Origin of the sequence: Streptomyces sp. NPDC057099, assembly GCF_042671245.1 — a bacterium.
GTDB lineage: Bacteria > Actinomycetota > Actinomycetes > Streptomycetales > Streptomycetaceae > Streptomyces > Streptomyces purpurascens.
Map to the genome: position 1 here is coordinate 12,418 of NZ_JBHUTX010000072.1, position 17,307 is coordinate 29,724.

General features: G+C 72.2%; 14 protein-coding genes. 12 read left to right on the forward strand and 2 right to left on the reverse strand.

Translation table 11 applies throughout. The features are described from left to right. Positions 1 to 94 precede the first annotated feature (94 nt). From coaBC to ACFT4A_RS40390, 3 genes are all read left to right on the forward strand, one after another. The gene (gene coaBC, locus ACFT4A_RS40380; protein ID WP_382841088.1) at positions 95 to 1,297 is read left to right on the forward strand and encodes a bifunctional phosphopantothenoylcysteine decarboxylase/phosphopantothenate--cysteine ligase CoaBC; all 1,203 of its coding nucleotides are present in this window, start codon (positions 95 to 97) and stop codon (positions 1,295 to 1,297) included. Between the two features lie 237 nt (positions 1,298 to 1,534). Then, on the forward strand, positions 1,535 to 2,743 hold the full coding sequence (gene metK, locus ACFT4A_RS40385; protein WP_382841064.1) for a methionine adenosyltransferase: 1,209 nt from the start codon (positions 1,535 to 1,537) through the stop codon (positions 2,741 to 2,743). A gap of 121 nt (positions 2,744 to 2,864) precedes the next feature. Beyond that, positions 2,865 to 5,018 (forward strand): primosomal protein N', encoded by a 2,154-nt coding sequence (locus tag ACFT4A_RS40390; protein WP_382841067.1) that lies wholly within the window; start codon positions 2,865 to 2,867, stop codon positions 5,016 to 5,018. An 87-nt stretch (positions 5,019 to 5,105) separates the two neighbouring features. On the opposite strand, the gene ACFT4A_RS40395 is transcribed toward ACFT4A_RS40390, so the two are convergent. Continuing rightward, entirely contained in the window at positions 5,106 to 5,657 is a 552-nt protein-coding gene (locus ACFT4A_RS40395) for a hypothetical protein (RefSeq protein WP_382841069.1), read from the reverse strand. Between the two features lie 325 nt (positions 5,658 to 5,982). Between ACFT4A_RS40395 and fmt the strand changes: the two genes are divergently transcribed. Both fmt and ACFT4A_RS40405 read left to right on the forward strand, forming a co-directional pair. Then, positions 5,983 to 6,915, forward strand: a complete 933-nt coding sequence (gene fmt / locus ACFT4A_RS40400) for a methionyl-tRNA formyltransferase (RefSeq protein ID WP_382841072.1) — start codon at positions 5,983 to 5,985, stop codon at positions 6,913 to 6,915. 64 nt (positions 6,916 to 6,979) lie between these two features. Next, a complete protein-coding gene (locus ACFT4A_RS40405; protein ID WP_382841075.1) occupies positions 6,980 to 8,407 on the forward strand; it encodes an RsmB/NOP family class I SAM-dependent RNA methyltransferase in 1,428 nt (475 codons plus the stop codon). Here the strand turns inward: ACFT4A_RS40405 and ACFT4A_RS40410 are convergent. Beyond that, on the reverse strand, positions 8,388 to 10,535 hold the full coding sequence (locus ACFT4A_RS40410) for an MMPL family transporter (protein ID WP_382841078.1): 2,148 nt from the start codon (positions 10,533 to 10,535) through the stop codon (positions 8,388 to 8,390). The two genes, ACFT4A_RS40405 and ACFT4A_RS40410, sit on opposite strands and share 20 nt — an antisense overlap. Positions 10,536 to 10,675: 140 nt before the next feature. Here ACFT4A_RS40410 and rpe point away from each other — a divergent pair, with 140 nt between their 5' ends. The 7 genes from rpe to ACFT4A_RS40445 all read left to right on the forward strand — a co-directional run. Continuing rightward, positions 10,676 to 11,362, forward strand: a complete 687-nt coding sequence (gene rpe, locus ACFT4A_RS40415) for a ribulose-phosphate 3-epimerase (RefSeq protein WP_382591793.1) — start codon at positions 10,676 to 10,678, stop codon at positions 11,360 to 11,362. Positions 11,363 to 11,440: 78 nt separating this feature from the next. Beyond that, positions 11,441 to 12,484 (forward strand): sugar-binding transcriptional regulator, encoded by a 1,044-nt coding sequence (locus ACFT4A_RS40420; RefSeq protein ID WP_215122656.1) that lies wholly within the window; start codon positions 11,441 to 11,443, stop codon positions 12,482 to 12,484. Between the two features lie 24 nt (positions 12,485 to 12,508). Then, positions 12,509 to 12,862, forward strand: coding sequence for a barstar family protein (locus ACFT4A_RS40425; RefSeq protein ID WP_382841091.1), 354 nt, complete (start codon positions 12,509 to 12,511; stop codon positions 12,860 to 12,862). Between the two features lie 108 nt (positions 12,863 to 12,970). Continuing rightward, complete coding sequence (locus ACFT4A_RS40430) at positions 12,971 to 14,413, forward strand: GuaB1 family IMP dehydrogenase-related protein (RefSeq protein ID WP_382841083.1); 1,443 nt, start codon at positions 12,971 to 12,973, stop codon at positions 14,411 to 14,413. Between the two features lie 353 nt (positions 14,414 to 14,766). Further along, complete coding sequence (locus ACFT4A_RS40435) at positions 14,767 to 16,233, forward strand: amino acid permease (RefSeq protein WP_382841085.1); 1,467 nt, start codon at positions 14,767 to 14,769, stop codon at positions 16,231 to 16,233. Between the two features lie 10 nt (positions 16,234 to 16,243). Next, a complete protein-coding gene (locus tag ACFT4A_RS40440; RefSeq protein WP_003988931.1) occupies positions 16,244 to 16,696 on the forward strand; it encodes an Lrp/AsnC family transcriptional regulator in 453 nt (150 codons plus the stop codon). 116 nt (positions 16,697 to 16,812) lie between these two features. Then, positions 16,813 to 17,307: MFS transporter (locus ACFT4A_RS40445; RefSeq protein ID WP_382841093.1), on the forward strand; the 495-nt coding region annotated here is incomplete at its 3' end.

The window sequence follows — 17,307 nt, forward strand, 5'->3', positions numbered from 1 at the left end:
TGACTTTTCCACAGGCCCGGCAGGTCGACTGCCGGGCCTGTGGTGTGTCATGGAGTCGTACGTCGTGCCCGTTGCCGAGGTCCGGGGAGAACCGGTGGACAAGCCGAAGGTCGTTCTGGGGGTCAGTGGCGGCATCGCCGCGTACAAGGCCTGTGAGCTGCTGCGGCGGCTGACGGAGTCGGGCCATGACGTGCGCGTGGTGCCCACGGCCTCCGCGCTGCACTTCGTCGGCGCCGCCACCTGGTCCGCGCTCTCCGGCCACCCGGTCTCCACGGAGGTGTGGGACGACGTCCACGAGGTCCCGCACGTCCGCATCGGACAGCAGGCCGACCTGGTCGTCGTCGCCCCGGCCACGGCCGACATGCTCGCCAAGGCGGCCCACGGCCTCGCCGACGACCTGCTGACCAACACCCTGCTCACCGCCCGCTGCCCGGTCGTCTTCGCCCCCGCCATGCACACGGAGATGTGGGAGCACCCGGCCACCCAGGAGAACGTGGCGACGCTGCGCCGCCGCGGTGCCCTCGTCATCGAGCCGGCCGTGGGCCGTCTCACCGGCGTCGACACCGGCAAGGGCCGGCTGCCCGACCCGGGCGAGATCTTCGAGGTGTGCCGCCGGGTGCTGGCCCGGGGCGTGGCCGAGCCGGACCTCAAGGGCCGGCATGTCGTGGTCAGCGCGGGCGGCACCCGCGAGCCCCTGGACCCGGTCCGGTTCCTGGGCAACCGCTCCTCAGGCAAGCAGGGCTACGCCCTCGCCCGCACCGCTGCCGCCCGCGGCGCCCGGGTCACGCTGATCGCGGCCAACAGCACCCTGCCGGACCCGGCCGGGGTGGACGTCGTCCCGGTCGGTACGGCCGCGCACCTGCGCGAGGCGGTGCTGACAGCCGCCGCCGACGCCGACGCGGTGGTCATGGCGGCGGCGGTGGCGGACTTCCGTCCGGTGGCCTACGCGGCCGGGAAGATCAAGAAGAAGGACGACCAGGAGCCGGAGCCGATCGCCCTGGTGCGGAATCCGGACATCCTCGCGGAGATCTCCACCGACCGGGTTCGCCCCGGACAGGTGATCGTCGGCTTCGCCGCGGAGACCGACGACGTGCTCGCCAACGGCCGCGCCAAACTGAAGCGCAAGGGTTGCGATCTGCTGGTGGTGAACGAGGTCGGGGAGCGCAAGACCTTCGGTTCCGAGGAGAACGAAGCCGTCGTGCTGGGCACCGACGGCAGCGAGACCCCGGTGCCGTACGGACCCAAGGAAGCCCTGGCCGAAACCGTGTGGGACCTGGTGGCCGGGCGCCTCGGCTGATGTTTCAGTCGCCCTGCGCTCCGGTGAAACCCGGCCGATCGGGGCGTGGCGCCTCTGGCCAACGCCGCTCGCGATTGGGCAGAATGCCCGTGCCGCAGGTCACAGCACTCCCGAGTGGCGAGACAGGGGGGCCGTGGCCGAAGCGTGACCCGTAAACTGTTCCACGGACGGCGCGAGGTGCAGCCCTCGCCGTCCGCCAATGATCAGACAGCAGCCGCTGCAACCCCAGGGAGCGTTGTGTCCCGTCGCCTGTTCACCTCGGAGTCCGTGACCGAGGGTCACCCTGACAAGATCGCTGACCAGATCAGCGACACCATTCTCGACGCGTTGCTCCGCGAGGACCCGACCTCTCGCGTCGCCGTCGAGACCCTGATCACGACCGGCCTGGTGCACGTGGCCGGCGAGGTCACGACCAAGACGTACGCGGACATCGCGACGCTGGTCCGGAACAAGATCCTCGAAATCGGCTACGACTCCTCGAAGAAGGGCTTCGACGGCGCCTCCTGCGGCGTCTCGGTGTCCATCGGCGCACAGTCCCCGGACATCGCCCAGGGTGTCGACACGGCGTACGAGTCCCGTGTAGAGGGCGACGAGGACGAGCTCGACAAGCAGGGCGCGGGCGACCAGGGCCTGATGTTCGGCTACGCGACGGACGAGACCCCGACGCTCATGCCGCTGCCGATCTTCCTGGCCCACCGCCTGTCCAAGCGCCTGTCCGAGGTGCGCAAGAACGGCACCATCCCCTACCTGCGCCCGGACGGCAAGACCCAGGTCACCATCGAGTACGACGGCGACAAGGCGGTCCGCCTGGACACCGTCGTGGTCTCCTCCCAGCACGCCTCCGACATCGACCTGGACTCGCTGCTGGCTCCGGACATCAAGGAGTTCGTCGTCGAGCCGGAGCTCAAGGCGCTGCTCGACGAGGGCATCAAGATCGACACGGAGAACTACCGTCTCCTGGTCAACCCCACCGGCCGCTTCGAGATCGGCGGCCCGATGGGCGACGCCGGCCTGACCGGCCGCAAGATCATCATCGACACCTACGGCGGCATGGCCCGCCACGGCGGCGGTGCCTTCTCCGGCAAGGACCCGTCCAAGGTCGACCGCTCCGCCGCGTACGCGATGCGCTGGGTCGCCAAGAACGTCGTCGCCGCGGGTCTCGCCACCCGCTGCGAGGTCCAGGTGGCGTACGCGATCGGCAAGGCCGAGCCGGTGGGCCTGTTCGTCGAGACCTTCGGCACCGCCAAGATCGACACCGAGAAGATCGAGAAGGCGATCGACGAGGTCTTCGACCTCCGTCCGGCCGCCATCATCCGCGACCTCGACCTGCTCCGCCCGATCTACGCCCAGACCGCGGCGTACGGCCACTTCGGCCGTGAGCTTCCCGAGTTCACGTGGGAGCAGGCGGACCGCGTGGACGCGCTGCGCAAGGCGGCGGGCCTGTAGGTCCGACGCCCTCACGGCACCGAGCGAGGCCCGGCACCCTTCGGGGGGCCGGGCCTCGTCGTGCGGCCGGGGGCCTTGCCAGGGCCGCCGGTTGTCAGTGGTGTTTGGTAAGAATGCAAGCGTGAGCAGCGAGAACGGACAGGCGGACGGCGGTGCGGAGGGTGCGCCGCCCGAGCAGCTCGCGCTCATCCGGGAGAGCGTGCGGAAGGCCAAGACGCCCCGGGCCAAGCCGCGGACCTGGCGGGGAGCAGCGCTCGCCAAGGAGCTGCCCGTCGCGCGCGTCCTCGTCGACAAGGGCGTGCTCCATCTCGACCGGTACTTCGACTACGCGGTGCCCGAGGAACTGGACGCCGAGGCCCAGCCGGGCGTGCGGGTGCGGGTGCGGTTCGGGGCCGGGCGGCACCGGGTGCGGGACGGGCGGCGTGAGGGCGGCGGGCTGATCGACGGGTTCCTCGTCGAGCGACTGGCCGAGTCCGAGTACTCCGGGCCGCTGGCCGCCCTGGCCCAGGTCGTGTCGCCCGAGCGGGTGCTGAGCGAGGAACTGCTGGGGCTGGCCCGGGCGGTCGCCGACCGGTACGCGGGCAGCCTCGCGGATGTCCTGCAACTCGCCGTGCCGCCGCGCAACGCGCGGGCCGAGCAGCGCGCCTCGCCCGCCCCCCTGCCGCCGCCCCCGGCCCCCGAGCCGGGCTCCTGGCAGCGGTACGAGCGGGGAGCGGCCTTCGTGGAGTCCCTGGCGTCCGGCGGCGCGCCACGGGCCGTGTGGAACGCGCTGCCGGGGCCGCAGTGGAGCGAGGAGCTGGCCCGGGCCGTCGCGGCGACCCTGGCCTCCGGGCGCGGCGCGCTCGTCGTCCTGCCCGACGGACGGGCCGTGGCGCGGGCCGACGCCGCACTGACCTCCCTGCTGGGGGAGGGACGGCACGCGGTGCTCACCGCCGACGCGGGTCCCGAGAAGCGGTACGCGCAGTGGCTCGCGGTGCGGCGCGGTTCGGTACGGGCCGTGATCGGGACGCGGGCCGCGATGTTCGCGCCGGTCCAGGACCTCGGGCTCGTGGCCCTCTGGGACGACGGGGACGACAGCCACAGCGAGCAGCACGCCCCGCAGCCCCACGCACGGGAGGTGCTCCTGCTGCGGGCGGCCCAGGACAAGTGCGGCTTCCTGCTGGGCAGCTGGGGCTGCACGGTGGAGGCCGCACAGCTCGTCGAGAGCGGGTGGGCCCGGCCGCTCGTCGCCGCGCGGGAGCAGGTGCGGGGAGCCGCTCCGCTCGTGCGCACCGTGGGGGACGGGGACCTCGCCCGGGACGAGGCCGCCCGGGCCGCCCGGCTGCCGACCCTCGCCTGGCAGGCCGTCAGGGAGGGCTTGAAGCACGGCCCGGTGCTGGTGCAGGTGCCCCGGCGGGGATATGTGCCGCGCATGGCGTGTGCCAACTGCAGGGCGCCCGCGCGGTGCCGGCAGTGCTCCGGGCCGATGGAGACGCGGGACGGCGGTGCCCTGTGCTGCGGCTGGTGCGGCCGCGAGGAGAGCGGCTGGCACTGCCCGGAGTGCGGCGCCTTCCGGCTGCGCGCCTCGGTGGTGGGCGCGCGGCGGACCGCCGAGGAACTCGGGCGCGCCTTCCCCGCGGTTCCGGTGCGGACCTCGGGGCGTGAACACGTGCTCGACACGGTCCCGGGGGCGCCCGCGCTGGTGGTGAGCACACCGGGGGCCGAGCCGGTCGCCGAGGGCGGGTATGCGGCGGCGCTGCTGCTGGACGGGTGGGCCATGCTCGGGCGGCCCGATCTGAGGGCCGGGGAGGACGCGTTGCGGCGGTGGATCGCCGCCGGGGCACTCGTCCGGCCGCAGTCGGCCGGCGGCACGGTGGTGGTCGTCGCCGAGCCGACGCTGCGGCCCGTCCAGGCGCTCGTACGGTGGGATCCCGTGGGTCACGCGGTGCGGGAACTGGCCGAGCGGGCCGAGCTGGGGTTTCCGCCGGTGTCGCGGATGGCGGCGGTGTCGGGGCCGGCGGAGGCGGTGGCCGAGTTCCTCCGTACGGCCGAACTGCCGCCGGAGGCCGAGGTGCTGGGGCCGGTGCCGTTGCCCGTCCCGGCCGCGGGACGACCGCGGCGGGTGGGGGCGCCGCCGCCGGGGGAGCAGTGGGAGCGCGCGTTGCTGCGGGTGCCGCCGGGGAAGGGGGCCGCGCTGGCCGCCGCGCTCAAGGCGGCGCAGGCCGCGAGGATGGCTCGGGGGAATGCGAACGGGGCCGGGGTCTGGGTGCGGATCGATCCGGCTGACATCGGGTGAGCTGCCGCGGAAGGTCCGGCGGGCAGCCTCTGGATGTGCGGCTGCCCTCCCGACGGCGTCCCGGGAGGGCAGGGCAAGGGGCGTGGTTCAGCCGTTGCGCGGGCCGGGGAACGCCGTCGGCCGCGCCTCGTCGCGGAGTGCCGGGCTGCCCGCCGTCGGCTGCGTGGGCATGGAGCGGGCCGCGGGGACGGTCGGGACCGTGGGCAGGCCGGTGGGCATACCGACCGTGCGACTGGCCGTCGGCTCCGGTGCGCGCTCCGGCTCGGGCGCGGCGGACTGGGCCGTGGCCGCGGCACGGCGTGCGCCGTAACGGCGGTGCACCGCCTGTTTGGTGACTCCGAGCGCGGAGCCCACCGCGTCCCAGGAGAAGCCGAGTGAGCGGTCGAAGTCCACGGCCGCGGTGACCAGGGTCTCGACACTGTCCCGCAGCTCCTGGGCGAGACGTACCGTCGGGGCGGGGGCGCGTCCGTAGACGACGAAGCCCGTGGAGGGGCCGGAGCGGCGCGGGCGGTAGACATTGCCCAGCTGTGCGGTGAGTGTGCGCAGTGCGTCCACCTGCCGGCGGACCCGCTCGATGTCCCGCACCAGCAAGTGCAGGCTGGCCCGAGCCTGGGCGTCGTGGGTTGCGTGGTCGGCCATGAACAAGCCTCTCGAACCGGCGTTGAAAGGAATGGGCCGTGATCACGGCCCGTTGTGGTCAACTCTGTCTTGACCAACGCGGATTCGCTCCGCGGGTCACGGTGTGGGGGCGTGGGGGTATATGCGTGCGCCCGTTTGCGCGGGGTGTGCGCCTCGGCCTTCGGCCTTCGGCGTGGTCTCCCACCCGCGCACCGCCCGTAACTCTCTTTCGAGCGGCCCGGCTCCCCTGTGGGGGCAGATCGCCGTCGGCGGCTTTCCCGGACGTCGGCCATAGACTGGTGTGCTGCCCGTCGTTCATCCTCGCCCGAGAGGCCCCCATCACCCCATGAAGCTCGTCTTCGCCGGTACTCCCGAGGTCGCCGTTCCCGCTCTGGACGCTCTTCTCGCCTCCGGGCGGCACGAGGTGGCCGCTGTCGTCACGCGGCCCGACGCGCCGGCCGGGCGCGGGCGCAGGCTGGTCGCGTCGCCCGTCGCCGAGCGCGCGGAGGAGGCCGGGATCGAGGTGCTGAAGCCCGCGAAGCCGAAGGACCCCGAGTTCCTGGAGCGGCTGCGGGAGATCGCGCCGGACTGCTGTCCCGTCGTCGCGTACGGGGCGCTGCTGCCGCGCGTCGCCCTCGACGTCCCCTCCCACGGCTGGGTCAATCTGCACTTCTCCCTGCTGCCCGCCTGGCGCGGGGCCGCGCCCGTGCAGCACTCCATCATGGCCGGGGACGAGATCACCGGGGCCTCGACCTTCCTGATCGAGGAGGGGCTCGACTCGGGGCCGGTCTACGGGACGGTGACCGAGGAGATCCGGGCCACCGACACCAGCGGGGACCTGCTGACGCGGCTCGCCTTCGCCGGTGCCGGGCTGCTCGCGGCGACCATGGACGGCATCGAGGACGGCACGCTGAAGGCCGTACCGCAGCCGGCCGACGGCATCAGCCAGGCCCCGAAGGTCAACGTCGAGGACGCCCACCTCGACTGGGCGGCTCCCGCGCTGCGCGTCGACCGGATGGTGCGGGGCTGCACCCCGGCTCCCGGCGCCTGGACCACGTTCCGCGGTGAGCGGCTCAAGCTCATCCAGGTCACTCCCGTGCCCGAGCGGACGGACCTCGCTCCCGGGCAGATCTCCGCCGGGAAGAACAACGTGTACGCCGGCACCGGTTCGTACGGTGTCGAGCTGCTGTGGGTGCAGGCCCAGGGCAAGAAGCCGATGCGGGCGGCGGACTGGGCGCGCGGCGTGCGGATCAGCGAGGGGGAGCGGCTCGGGGGCTGATGCCCCCGCTCCGGCGGCGTAGGCTGGACGGCGCACTTCTTCTCACACCCGGAGCACCTTTTTCGTGAGCGAACAGCCCCGTCGGCCGCGCCCGTCCGGCAAGCCCTACCGCCGGCCCAAGAAGGACCCCGTCCGCATCCTCGCCTTCGAAGCGCTGAGGGCCGTGGACGAGCGGGACGCCTACGCCAACCTCGTCCTGCCGCCGTTGCTGCGCAAAGCGCGGGAGAACGAGGGACCCGAGAAGTTCGACGCGCGGGACGCGGCGCTCGCCACCGAGCTGGTGTACGGGACGCTGCGGTGGCAGGGCACGTACGACGCGGTCATCGCGGCCTGCGTGGACCGGCCCCTCGGGGACGTCGACCCGCCGGTGCTGGACGTGCTGAGCCTCGGCGCGCACCAGTTGCTCGGGACGCGGATCCCGACCCACGCGGCCGTGTCCGCCACCGTCGAACTCGCGCGGGTCGTGCTCGGCGACGGGCGGGCCAAGTTCGTCAACGCCGTGCTGCGGAAGATCGCGCAGGACGATCTGGACGGCTGGCTGGAGCGGGTCGCGCCGCCCTACGACGAGGATCCCGAGGACAACCTCGCCGTCGTCCACTCGCATCCGCGCTGGGTCGTGTCCGCGCTGTGGGACTCCCTCGGCGGCGGGCGCGCCGGCATAGAGGAGTTGCTGCGCGCCGACAACGAGCGGCCCGAGGTGACCCTGGTGGCGCGGCCCGGACGGGCCACCGCCGAGGAACTGCTCGACGAGGACGCCGCCGTGCCCGGGCGCTGGTCGCCGTACGCCGTGCGGCTGACCGAAGGCGGCGAGCCGGGCGCCATCGAGGCCGTACGGGACGGACGCGCGGGGGTGCAGGACGAGGGCAGCCAGCTCGTGGCGATCGCCCTCGCCAACGCGCCCCTGGACGGGCCCGACCGGCGATGGCTGGACGGGTGCGCGGGGCCCGGCGGCAAGGCCGCGCTGCTCGGCGCCCTCGCCGCGGAACGGGGTGCGCTGCTGCTCGCCTCCGAGAAGCAGCCGCACCGGGCCGGGCTCGTGGCGAGCGCGCTGGACGGCAACCCGGGGCCGTATCAGGTGATCACCGCGGACGGGACCCGTCCGGCGTGGCGGCCCGGCAGCTTCGACCGGGTCCTGGTCGATGTTCCGTGCACCGGTCTCGGCGCCCTGAGGCGCCGCCCCGAGGCACGCTGGCGGCGCCGGCCCGACGACCTGGAGGGGTTCGCGCCGCTGCAGCGCGGGCTGCTGCGCACCGCCCTGGAGTCGGTGCGGGTCGGCGGTGTCGTGGGCTACGCGACGTGCTCGCCGCACCTCGCCGAGACCCGGGCCGTGGTCGCCGACGTGCTCAAGCAGATCCCGGACACCGACCTCGTCGACGCGCGGCCGCTGCTGCCCGGCGTCACGGATCTGGGCGACGGACCCGACGTACAGCTGTGGCCTCATCTGCACGGGACCGACGCCATGTACCTGGCACTCATTCGTCGGACCGGCTGACCCCCGCTCCGACGCCCTCCTGGTTCGCCGCACCGCCGTCCTCCCTGGCCAGCCGGTGCGGCCACCACACCTTCGGTCCCATGTCCAGGAACAGGGACGTCACCAGGACCGAGCGCACGATGAACGTGTCGATGAGGACGCCCAGGGCGACCGCGAAGCCGATCTCGGCGAAGGCGACCATCGGGAGGGTGCCGAGGGCGGCGAACGTGCCGGCCAGCACCAGGCCCGCGGAGGTGATCACCGCGCCGGTGGCGGCGAGCCCCGTGACCACGCCCCGTCTGGTGCCGTGGCGGGCCGCCTCCTCGCGGATGCGCGTGGTGAGGAAGATGTTGTAGTCGATGCCCAGGGCGACCAGGAACACGAAGACGAACAGCGGGAAGTCGGTCGCCTCGCCCGCGTAGTCGAAGATGTACCGGAAGGCCAGCGCGCTGAGGCCGAGCGCCGCCGCGAACGACAGGATCACCGTCCCGACCAGCACCAACGGGGCGATCAAGGCGCGCAGCAGGACGCAGAGGATCAGCAGGACGACCAGCAGCACCAGCGGGATGATCAGTATGTTGTCGTGCGTGGTCGCCTTGTCCATGTCGAGCAGGGCCGCCGTACCGCCGCCCACCTGGGCGTCGGCGCCCGGCACCGCGTGCACGGCGTCCCGGACCCGCTCCACCGTCTGTTTGGCGGCCTCGCTGTCCGCCGGGGCGGTCATGGTGGCCTCGAAGAGGACCTTGCCCTCGTAGATCGGTTTCGTGCCCGGCGGCAGTCCCAGGGACGTCGGGACCACGCCTTGCGTCTCCGCGACCGTGCGGCCCACCTGCTCGGCCTGCGCCCGGTTGCTCACGATGACCAGGGGATCGCCGCTGCCCGCCGGGAAGTAGCGCGCCGACACCTCCTGGCCGGTGATCGAGTCCGGTTTCCCGGTGAACGCGTCCGCGTTGCTGATGCCCTCCGCGCGCAGCTGGATCAGGCCGAGCGAGCAGATCGCCAGGGCGAGCGCCGTCGCGGCCCAGGTGATCCGCGGGCGGCCGGCGATACGGCGGCCCGTGCGCGCCCAGATGCCGCGCTCGGTCGGGTCGGGGCTGCCGTAGTGCGGGATCGCCGGCCAGAAGATCCACCGGCCGCAGATCACCAGCAGGGCGGGGAACAGGCTCATCATCGCCAGCAGGGCGACGGCGACACCGATCGCGGCGACCGGGCCCAGGCCGCTCGTGGAGTTCATCTCGGCGGCCAGCAGCACCAGCATGCTCAGCACGACCGTCGCGCCGGAGGCGAGCACCGCGGGGCCGGCCCGGTGCAGCGCCAGGGCCATCGCCTCGTGCCGGTCCTCGTGCCGGCGCAGCTCCTCCCGGTAGCGGGCGACCAGCAACAGGGCGTAGTCCGTCCCCGCGCCGAAGACGAGCACCGTGAGGATGCCGGCGCTCTGGCCGTTGACCGTCAGGCCCGCGTGCTCGGCCAGCAGATAGATCAGCGCCTGGGAGGTGAAGAGCGCGCAGACCACCGCGATCAGCGGCACCACCAGCAGGGTCAGGCTGCGGTAGGTGATGAGCAGCATGACGATGACGACGACCATCGCCGAGAGCAGCAGTGTCGAGTCGATGCCCTCGAAGGCCTCGGCGAAGTCCGCCGAGGTGCCGCCCGGGCCGGTGATGTGCACGGCCAGACCGCCGCCGCCCTCGCCGACGTCGTCCCTGATGGAGTCGACTGCGGGCGAGATCCGCTCCCAGCCCTGCTCGTCCATCGTGATCGGCACGAGGACCTGCGCGGCCCGCGGGTCGACCTGCCGGTCGTAGACGGGCCCGCGTGTCTCCGCGCCCCGGATGCCGTGGTCCCGCAGCTCCTTGAGCTGCCGCACGTCCTCCGCGATCTGCGCCCGGTCCTGAGCCGTCAGCCCGCCGTCCCGGGCGTAGATCACGACCGCCGGGATCTGCTCCGGCCGGAAGTCCTCGGAGATCTCCAGCACCTGCGTCGACTCCGCCGACCCCGGCAGCCAGGACGCCGCGTCGTTGTCCTGGGCGTCGGTGAGCTTCATCGCGAAGGGTGCCGCCACGAACAGCACGACCAGCCACAACAGCAGCACCAGCCACTTGGCCCGCCGCCCGCAGACGAGATGCCCGATGCCCTGCTTCCCGGTCATGGAGTCTCCCTCGGCGAAGGCGCCCCGTAAGGGGCGCGGGGAACTGCGCGAGCAACCCCGTACCAGCCGCAGCCGAACGGATCAGCCGGCCTTTCGGGACCCCCACCGCCCAAGCCCGGCGCAGCGCATAGGCTTACGCCATGGCCGCGCAGATCAACCCCAGCATCCTGTCCGCCGACTTCGCCCGTCTCGCGGACGAGGCCAAGGCGGTGGAGGGAGCCGACTGGCTCCACGTCGACGTCATGGACAACCATTTCGTCCCGAACCTCACGCTCGGGGTGCCGGTCGTAGAGTCGCTCGCCCGTGCGACGGACACTCCGCTGGACTGCCATCTGATGATCGAGGCCCCCGATCGGTGGGCGCCCCAGTACGTGGAAGCGGGGGCCGGTTCCGTCACCTTCCATGTCGAGGCGGCCGCCGCTCCGGTCAGGCTGGCCCGGGAGATCCGTGCCAAGGGAGCCCGCGCCTCCATGGCGCTGAAGCCCGCGACACCCATCGAGCCGTACGAGGACCTGCTCCCCGAGCTCGACATGCTGCTGATCATGACGGTGGAACCGGGCTTCGGGGGGCAGGCCTTTCTCGACATCATGCTTCCGAAGATTCGCCGCACCCGCGAGTTGATCAGCAAGCACGGACTGGAGCTCTGGCTCCAGGTCGACGGCGGAGTTTCGGCGTCCACCATCGAGCGCTGCGCCGACGCCGGAGCCGACGTCTTCGTGGCCGGATCGGCGGTCTACGGGGCAAAAGACCCGGCCCAGGCGGTACGTGCACTACGCACGCAGGCTGAGGCGACGACGGCCAAGGCATCCTGGGCCTGCGACCACTGAGCCACAGCAAAGTGAACGGCTCCGATCAGGGCTGATCAAGTGCGCCGGATCTGCAAGGATGAACGGCGAATCCAGAGTGTGAACAGCAGTGAGGAGATCGCCGTGTCGGGTATGTCGGCGGGCCGGTCAGCCATGCGGATGGGACCCGCTGAGCTGGTGCAGGCGGCGGCCATGGCCCGCCGCTTCTACCTCGAGGGCAAGTCCAAGATCCAGATCGCGGAGGAGTTCGGCGTCAGCCGCTTCAAGGTGGCCCGGGTCCTGGAGACCGCCCTCGAACGGGATCTCGTGCGCATCGAGATCCGTGTGCCGGCCGAACTGGACGCGGAGCGCTCTGACGCGCTCCGGGCCCGTTACGGCCTCAGGCACGCTGTCGTGGTCGAGTCCCCGGCCGAGGCCGAGGAGACACCGGACCCCGAGAACCTGGGAGAAGTGGCCGCCGACCTGCTCGGCGAACTGGTCAACGAAGGTGATGTGCTGGGACTGGCCTGGGGCCGTTCCACGATCCACATGGCGGCGGCGCTCGACCGGCTGCCGCCGTGCACGGTGGTGCAGCTGACGGGCGTGTACGACGCCGGGACCGCCGAGCGCGGCTCGGTCGAGGCCGTACGCCGCGCCGCCCAGGTGTCCGGGGGTGACGCCCACCCCATCTACGCGCCGATGCTGCTGCCCGACGCGGCCACGGCCACGGCACTGCGCAACCAGACGGGTATCGCCCGGGCCTTCGAGCACTTCGACAAGGTCACCGTCGCCTGTGTCTCGATCGGCTCCTGGGAGCCCGGCATCTCCACGGTGCACGACATGCTCAGTGACGAGGAGCGCGCGCACTACGCCTCCCTCGGTGTCGCCGCCGAGATGTCCGCGCACCTCTTCGACGCCGAGGGCCGCCGGGTCGGCCGGGACCTGGGCGAGCGGTGCATCACCGTCAAGACCCACCAGCTGCGCCGCGTCCCCGAGGTCGTCGCCATCGCGGGCGGGCAGCGCAAGGGGCCGGCGATCGACGCGGTGCTGCGGTCCGGGCTGGTCACCAGCCTGGTCACGGACACGTCGGCGGCGGACTACCTGATGACGGCGGGCCCGGCGCCGAAGTCCGCGCTGAACCGGTCCGACCCGGACGGAGCCTGACGGATGGTGAGTGAGTCGCACCAGGTGCCGGACGACCCGGCGGGCCGGATCGTGGTCGTTCTGGACCTCGACGGGGTCACGGACAAGGCGGGCCTCATGGACCGCTGTGCCCGTGACCTCGCCCTGCCCGACTGGTTCGGCCGCAACTGGGACGCCCTCGCCGACTGCCTGGCCGACCCCGCCCTCTGGCCCGAGGGGTCCGAGGAGCGGGGGCTGCTGGTCGTCGTACGGGGCTGGCGGACGTACGCCGAGACGCGGCCCGAGGAGTGGCAGGTCGCCGAGGAGATCTTCGCCGAGGCGACCGACCGGGGCCCGGGTCTCTTCGTGACGCTCGGGCTTGGAGCATCCTCCGAGAGGCCCCCTGACCAGGCTGGATGATCTGCTCAGGGACGTCCGGGACCTCGTCGTGGGAGAATGAAGTACGTGCTCTTTCCCCCGGACCGTCCGGTTCGGGGGTCACCTCTGAACGACTGGGATGTGCAGCACGTGCGTTTCCTCAATGACATCCAGCCCGGGTACGACCTGACGTACGACGACGTCTTCATGGTGCCGAGCCGCTCCGCGGTCGGCTCGCGGCAGGGCGTCGACCTCAGCTCCCCGGACGGCACGGGCACCACCATCCCGCTCGTCGTCGCCAACATGACCGCCATCGCCGGGCGCCGCATGGCCGAGACGGTGGCCCGCCGCGGCGGCCTCGTCGTCATACCGCAGGACATTCCGATCGACGTGGTCACCGACGTCGTCTCCTGGGTCAAGAGCCGCCACCTGGTCCTGGACACCCCGATCATCCTGGCCCCGCACCAGACCGTCGCGGACGCGCTGGCGCTGCTGCCCAAGCGCGCGCACAACGCCGGGGTCGTCGTCGACGAGAACCACCGGCCGGTCGGCGTGGTCACCGACTCCGACCTGTCCGGCGTGGACCGCTTCACGCAGCTGACGGAGGTCATGTCCCGGGACCTGCTGCTCATCGACGCGGACATGGACCCGGGCGAGGCCTTCAACACCCTCGACCACGCCAACCGCCGCTACGCCCCCGCCGTGCACAAGGACGGCACGCTCGCGGGCATCCTCACCCGCAAGGGCGCCCTGCGCGCCACGCTCTACAAGCCGGCCACCGACGCGCAGGGGCGGCTGCGGATCGCCGCCGCCGTCGGCATCAACGGCGACGTCGCGGGCAAGGCCCGGCAACTGCTGGACGCGGGTGTCGACGCGCTCGTCATCGACACCGCGCACGGCCACCAGGAGTCGATGATCAGCGCCCTGAAGCTGGTGCGCGACCTCGACCCGCAGGTGCCGATCGCCGCCGGCAACGTGGTGGCGGCCGCGGGTGTGCGCGACCTGATCGAGGCGGGCGCGGACATCGTCAAGGTCGGTGTCGGACCCGGCGCCATGTGCACCACGCGCATGATGACCGGTGTCGGCCGGCCGCAGTTCTCCGCCGTCCTGGAGTGCGCCGCCGAGGCGAGGAAGTACGGCAAGCACGTGTGGGCCGACGGCGGCGTCCGCCACCCGCGCGATGTGGCGATGGCGCTCGCGGCCGGTGCGTCCAACGTGATGGTCGGCTCCTGGTTCGCGGGCACCTACGAGTCCCCGGGCGACCTCCAGCACGACGCGCAGGGACGGGCGTACAAGGAGTCCTTCGGCATGGCCTCCGCGCGTGCCGTGCGCAACCGCACCTCGGAGGAGTCGGCCTACGACCGCGCCCGCAAGGCGCTGTTCGAGGAGGGCATCTCCACCTCCCGCATGTTCCTCGACCCGGCCCGCCCGGGCGTCGAGGACCTGATCGACTCGGTCATCGCGGGCGTCCGCTCCTCCTGCACCTACGCCGGCGCCGGCTCCCTTGAGGAGTTCGCCGAGAAGGCCGTCGTCGGCATCCAGAGCGCCGCCGGCTACGCCGAGGGCAAGCCCCTGCACGCCAGCTGGAGCTGACCCTCCAACGCCCTTTCGTACGGCCCCCGGTGTCCCGCCCTGCGGGAGACCGGGGGCCGTTCTCGGCAGGCGTGGGCATGACCGGGCCGATCCCCGCACGTTGCGCGTCAGGGCCCTCTGACGGCTCGTCGCGCAACGGTCGACAGCCCTCCCGCAACGAACACCCACCGAGCTCCCAGGAACGCAACGATCTTGCGGGGATGCGCAAGGTTGCTGCATTTCACCAGCAACGCCGATCCTCGTAGGCTGTCGCCTCGTACGTGGCGTGGCAGGGACCCCGCTCGGTGGGTCTCTGCTCCAGAGGTGCCGCCGGTCCCTGCCGCCCTGACCGGCAGCGATGAAGGAGCCAGCGCGTGCTCGACCAAGGCGCACCCCCGCACAGCAGTAGTCAGACCGCCCCGCCCGCCCGGGGCGTCGGTGCGCGCCTCATGCGTCGCAAGCCGGTGGAGAACCTGGTCGAGGAGGGTGGCCAGGGTGAGGGAGGCTCGCTGCGGCGCTCCCTCGGCCTGTGGCAGCTCACCATGATCAGCATCGGTGCCACCCTCGGCACGGGCATCTTCGTCGTCCTCGGCGAGGCCGTCCCCAAGGCGGGCCCGGCCGTCACACTGTCCTTCGTCATCGCCGGCCTCACCGCCCTGTTCTCGGCCCTGTCGTACGCCGAGCTCGCGGGCACCATCCCGGTCGCCGGGTCCTCGTACTCGTATGCGTACGCAACGATGGGCGAGCTGATCGCCTGGATCTGCGGCTGGTGCCTGGTCCTGGAGTACGGCGTGTCCGTCGCCGCCGTCGCGGTCGGCTGGGGCGAGTACCTCAACGAACTGCTCGACGGGACCATAGGCGTCACCATCCCGGCCGCCCTGTCCGCCCCGCCCGGCGACGGCGGTGTGTTCAACCTGCCCGCGCTGATCGTCGTCCTGCTCGCGATGGCGTTCCTGCTGGGCGGCGCCAAGGAGTCCGCCCGCGCCAACACCGTCATGGTCATCGTGAAGATCGCCGCGCTGGTGATGTTCTGCGCCATCGGCGTCCAGGGCTTCCGCTCCGGCAACTACGAGAACTTCATGCCGCTGGGCATGGCGGGCGTCAGCGCCGCCGGAGCCACGCTGTTCTTCTCCTACATCGGCTTCGACGCCGCCTCCACCGCCGGCGAGGAGGCGAAGAACGCCCAGCGCGATCTGCCCCGCGCGATCATGCTGTCGCTGGTCATCGTCACGGCGCTGTACGTCCTCGTCGCCGCCGTCGCGGTCGGCGCCAAGCCCTGGAAGAACTTCACCGACTCCGAGGCCGCCCTCGCCCAGATCATGCGCGAGGTCACCGGGCAGACCTTCTGGGGCACGCTGCTGGCGTTCTGCGCGGTCATCGCCATCGCGAGCGTGGTCCTGACCGTGCTGTACGGCCAGACCCGCATCCTCTTCGCCATGTCCCGCGACGGGCTGGTGCCGAAGGTCTTCTCCAAGGTCCACCCGAAGACCAAGACCCCCCGCGCCAACACCCTGATCGTGTCGCTGTTCTGCGGTGTGCTGGCCGCCGCGATCCCGCTCGGGCAGCTCGCCGACGCCACCAGCATCGGCACCCTGTTCGCCTTCGCGCTCGTCAACGTGGCCGTCGTGGTCCTGCGCCGGACTCGCCCGGACATGCCCCGCACCTTCCGGGTGCCGCTCTCCCCGGTCATGCCCGCCCTCGGCTTCGGCTTCTGCATCTGGATGATGGGCAGCCTGTCGGCCGTGACCTGGGTGGTCTTCGGTGTCTGGATGGCCGTCGGGCTCGTGTTCTACTTCGGGTACGGCTATCGCCGTTCCCGACTCGCACCATCCGAGAAGTGATCAACCCACTGTGCTGAACGATCTCGACGAACGCATCGTGCACGCCCTCGCCGAGGACGCCCGCCGCTCCTACGCCGACATCGGCCAGATCGTCGGTCTGTCCGCACCCGCCGTGAAACGGCGCGTGGACCGGCTGCGCGCCACCGGAGCCATCACCGGCTTCACCGTCCGGGTGGACCCGGGTGCCCTCGGCTGGGAGACCGAGGGGTTCGTCGAGATCTACTGCCGGGGCAACACCTCCCCGGAGACCATCCAGCGGGGCCTGGAGCGCTATCAGGAGGTCGTGGCCGCGTCCACCGTCACCGGGGACGCGGACGCGATCGCCCAGGTCTTCGCCTCCGACATGCGGCACTTCGAACGGGTCCTGGAGCGGATCGCCGGGGAACCGTTCGTCGAGCGGACCAAGTCCGTGCTCGTGCTGTCGCCGCTGCTGCGGCGCTTCTCGTCGGGATCGCCCACGTAATACAGCGGCGTGATCCGCCCGACCGGCCTACCATCGGTGTCATGACCTGGCGACATTGATCTCCATCCGCTTCCTCCGAGGAGTGCCCTGGGCGCCGTGCGTCCGCTGCCCGCCGGCTGACCCGGACGCTGTACGGCTACGCGTTCCTCGAAGAGTTCGTCCTGCTCTACCCGGTGTACGCGCTGCTGTTCCGCGACACCGGGCTGTCGGTCTGGCAGATCTCCTCCCTGTTCGCCCTGTGGTCGATCACCGGCGTGCTGCTGGAGGTCCCCTCCGGCGCCTGGGCCGACGCCGTGTCGCGTCGCAGGCTGCTGTGGATCGGCCCGCTGCTCACAGCCGCAGGCTTCGCGCTGTGGACCCTCTTCCCGTCGTACGGCGCCTTCGCGCTGGGCTTCGTGCTCTGGGGCACGGGCGGAGCCCTCGCCTCCGGCGCCTGCGAGGCGCTGGTCTACGACGAACTGGAGCGGCTCGGCGCGGCCGACCGGTACGCCCGTGTCATGGGCCGGGCCCGTGCGGCCGGCCTGCTGGCCGTGATGGCGGCGACCGGACTGGCCGGACCCGTGTTCGCCTGGGGCGGCCACACCGCCGTCGGCGCCGCCAGCGTGCTGGTC

What these genes read in the sequence shown, in the direction of transcription:
- fmt (WP_382841072.1), top strand. Translation starts at nt 5,983, where the DNA reads ATGAAGCTCGTCTTCGCCGGTACTCCCGAGGTCGCCGTTCCCGCTCTG.
- rpe (WP_382591793.1), top strand. Translation starts at nt 10,676, where the DNA reads ATGGCCGCGCAGATCAACCCCAGCATCCTGTCCGCCGACTTCGCCCGT.
- ACFT4A_RS40395 (WP_382841069.1), bottom strand. Translation starts at nt 5,657, where the DNA reads ATGGCCGACCACGCAACCCACGACGCCCAGGCTCGGGCCAGCCTGCAC.
- ACFT4A_RS40410 (WP_382841078.1), bottom strand. Translation starts at nt 10,535, where the DNA reads ATGACCGGGAAGCAGGGCATCGGGCATCTCGTCTGCGGGCGGCGGGCC.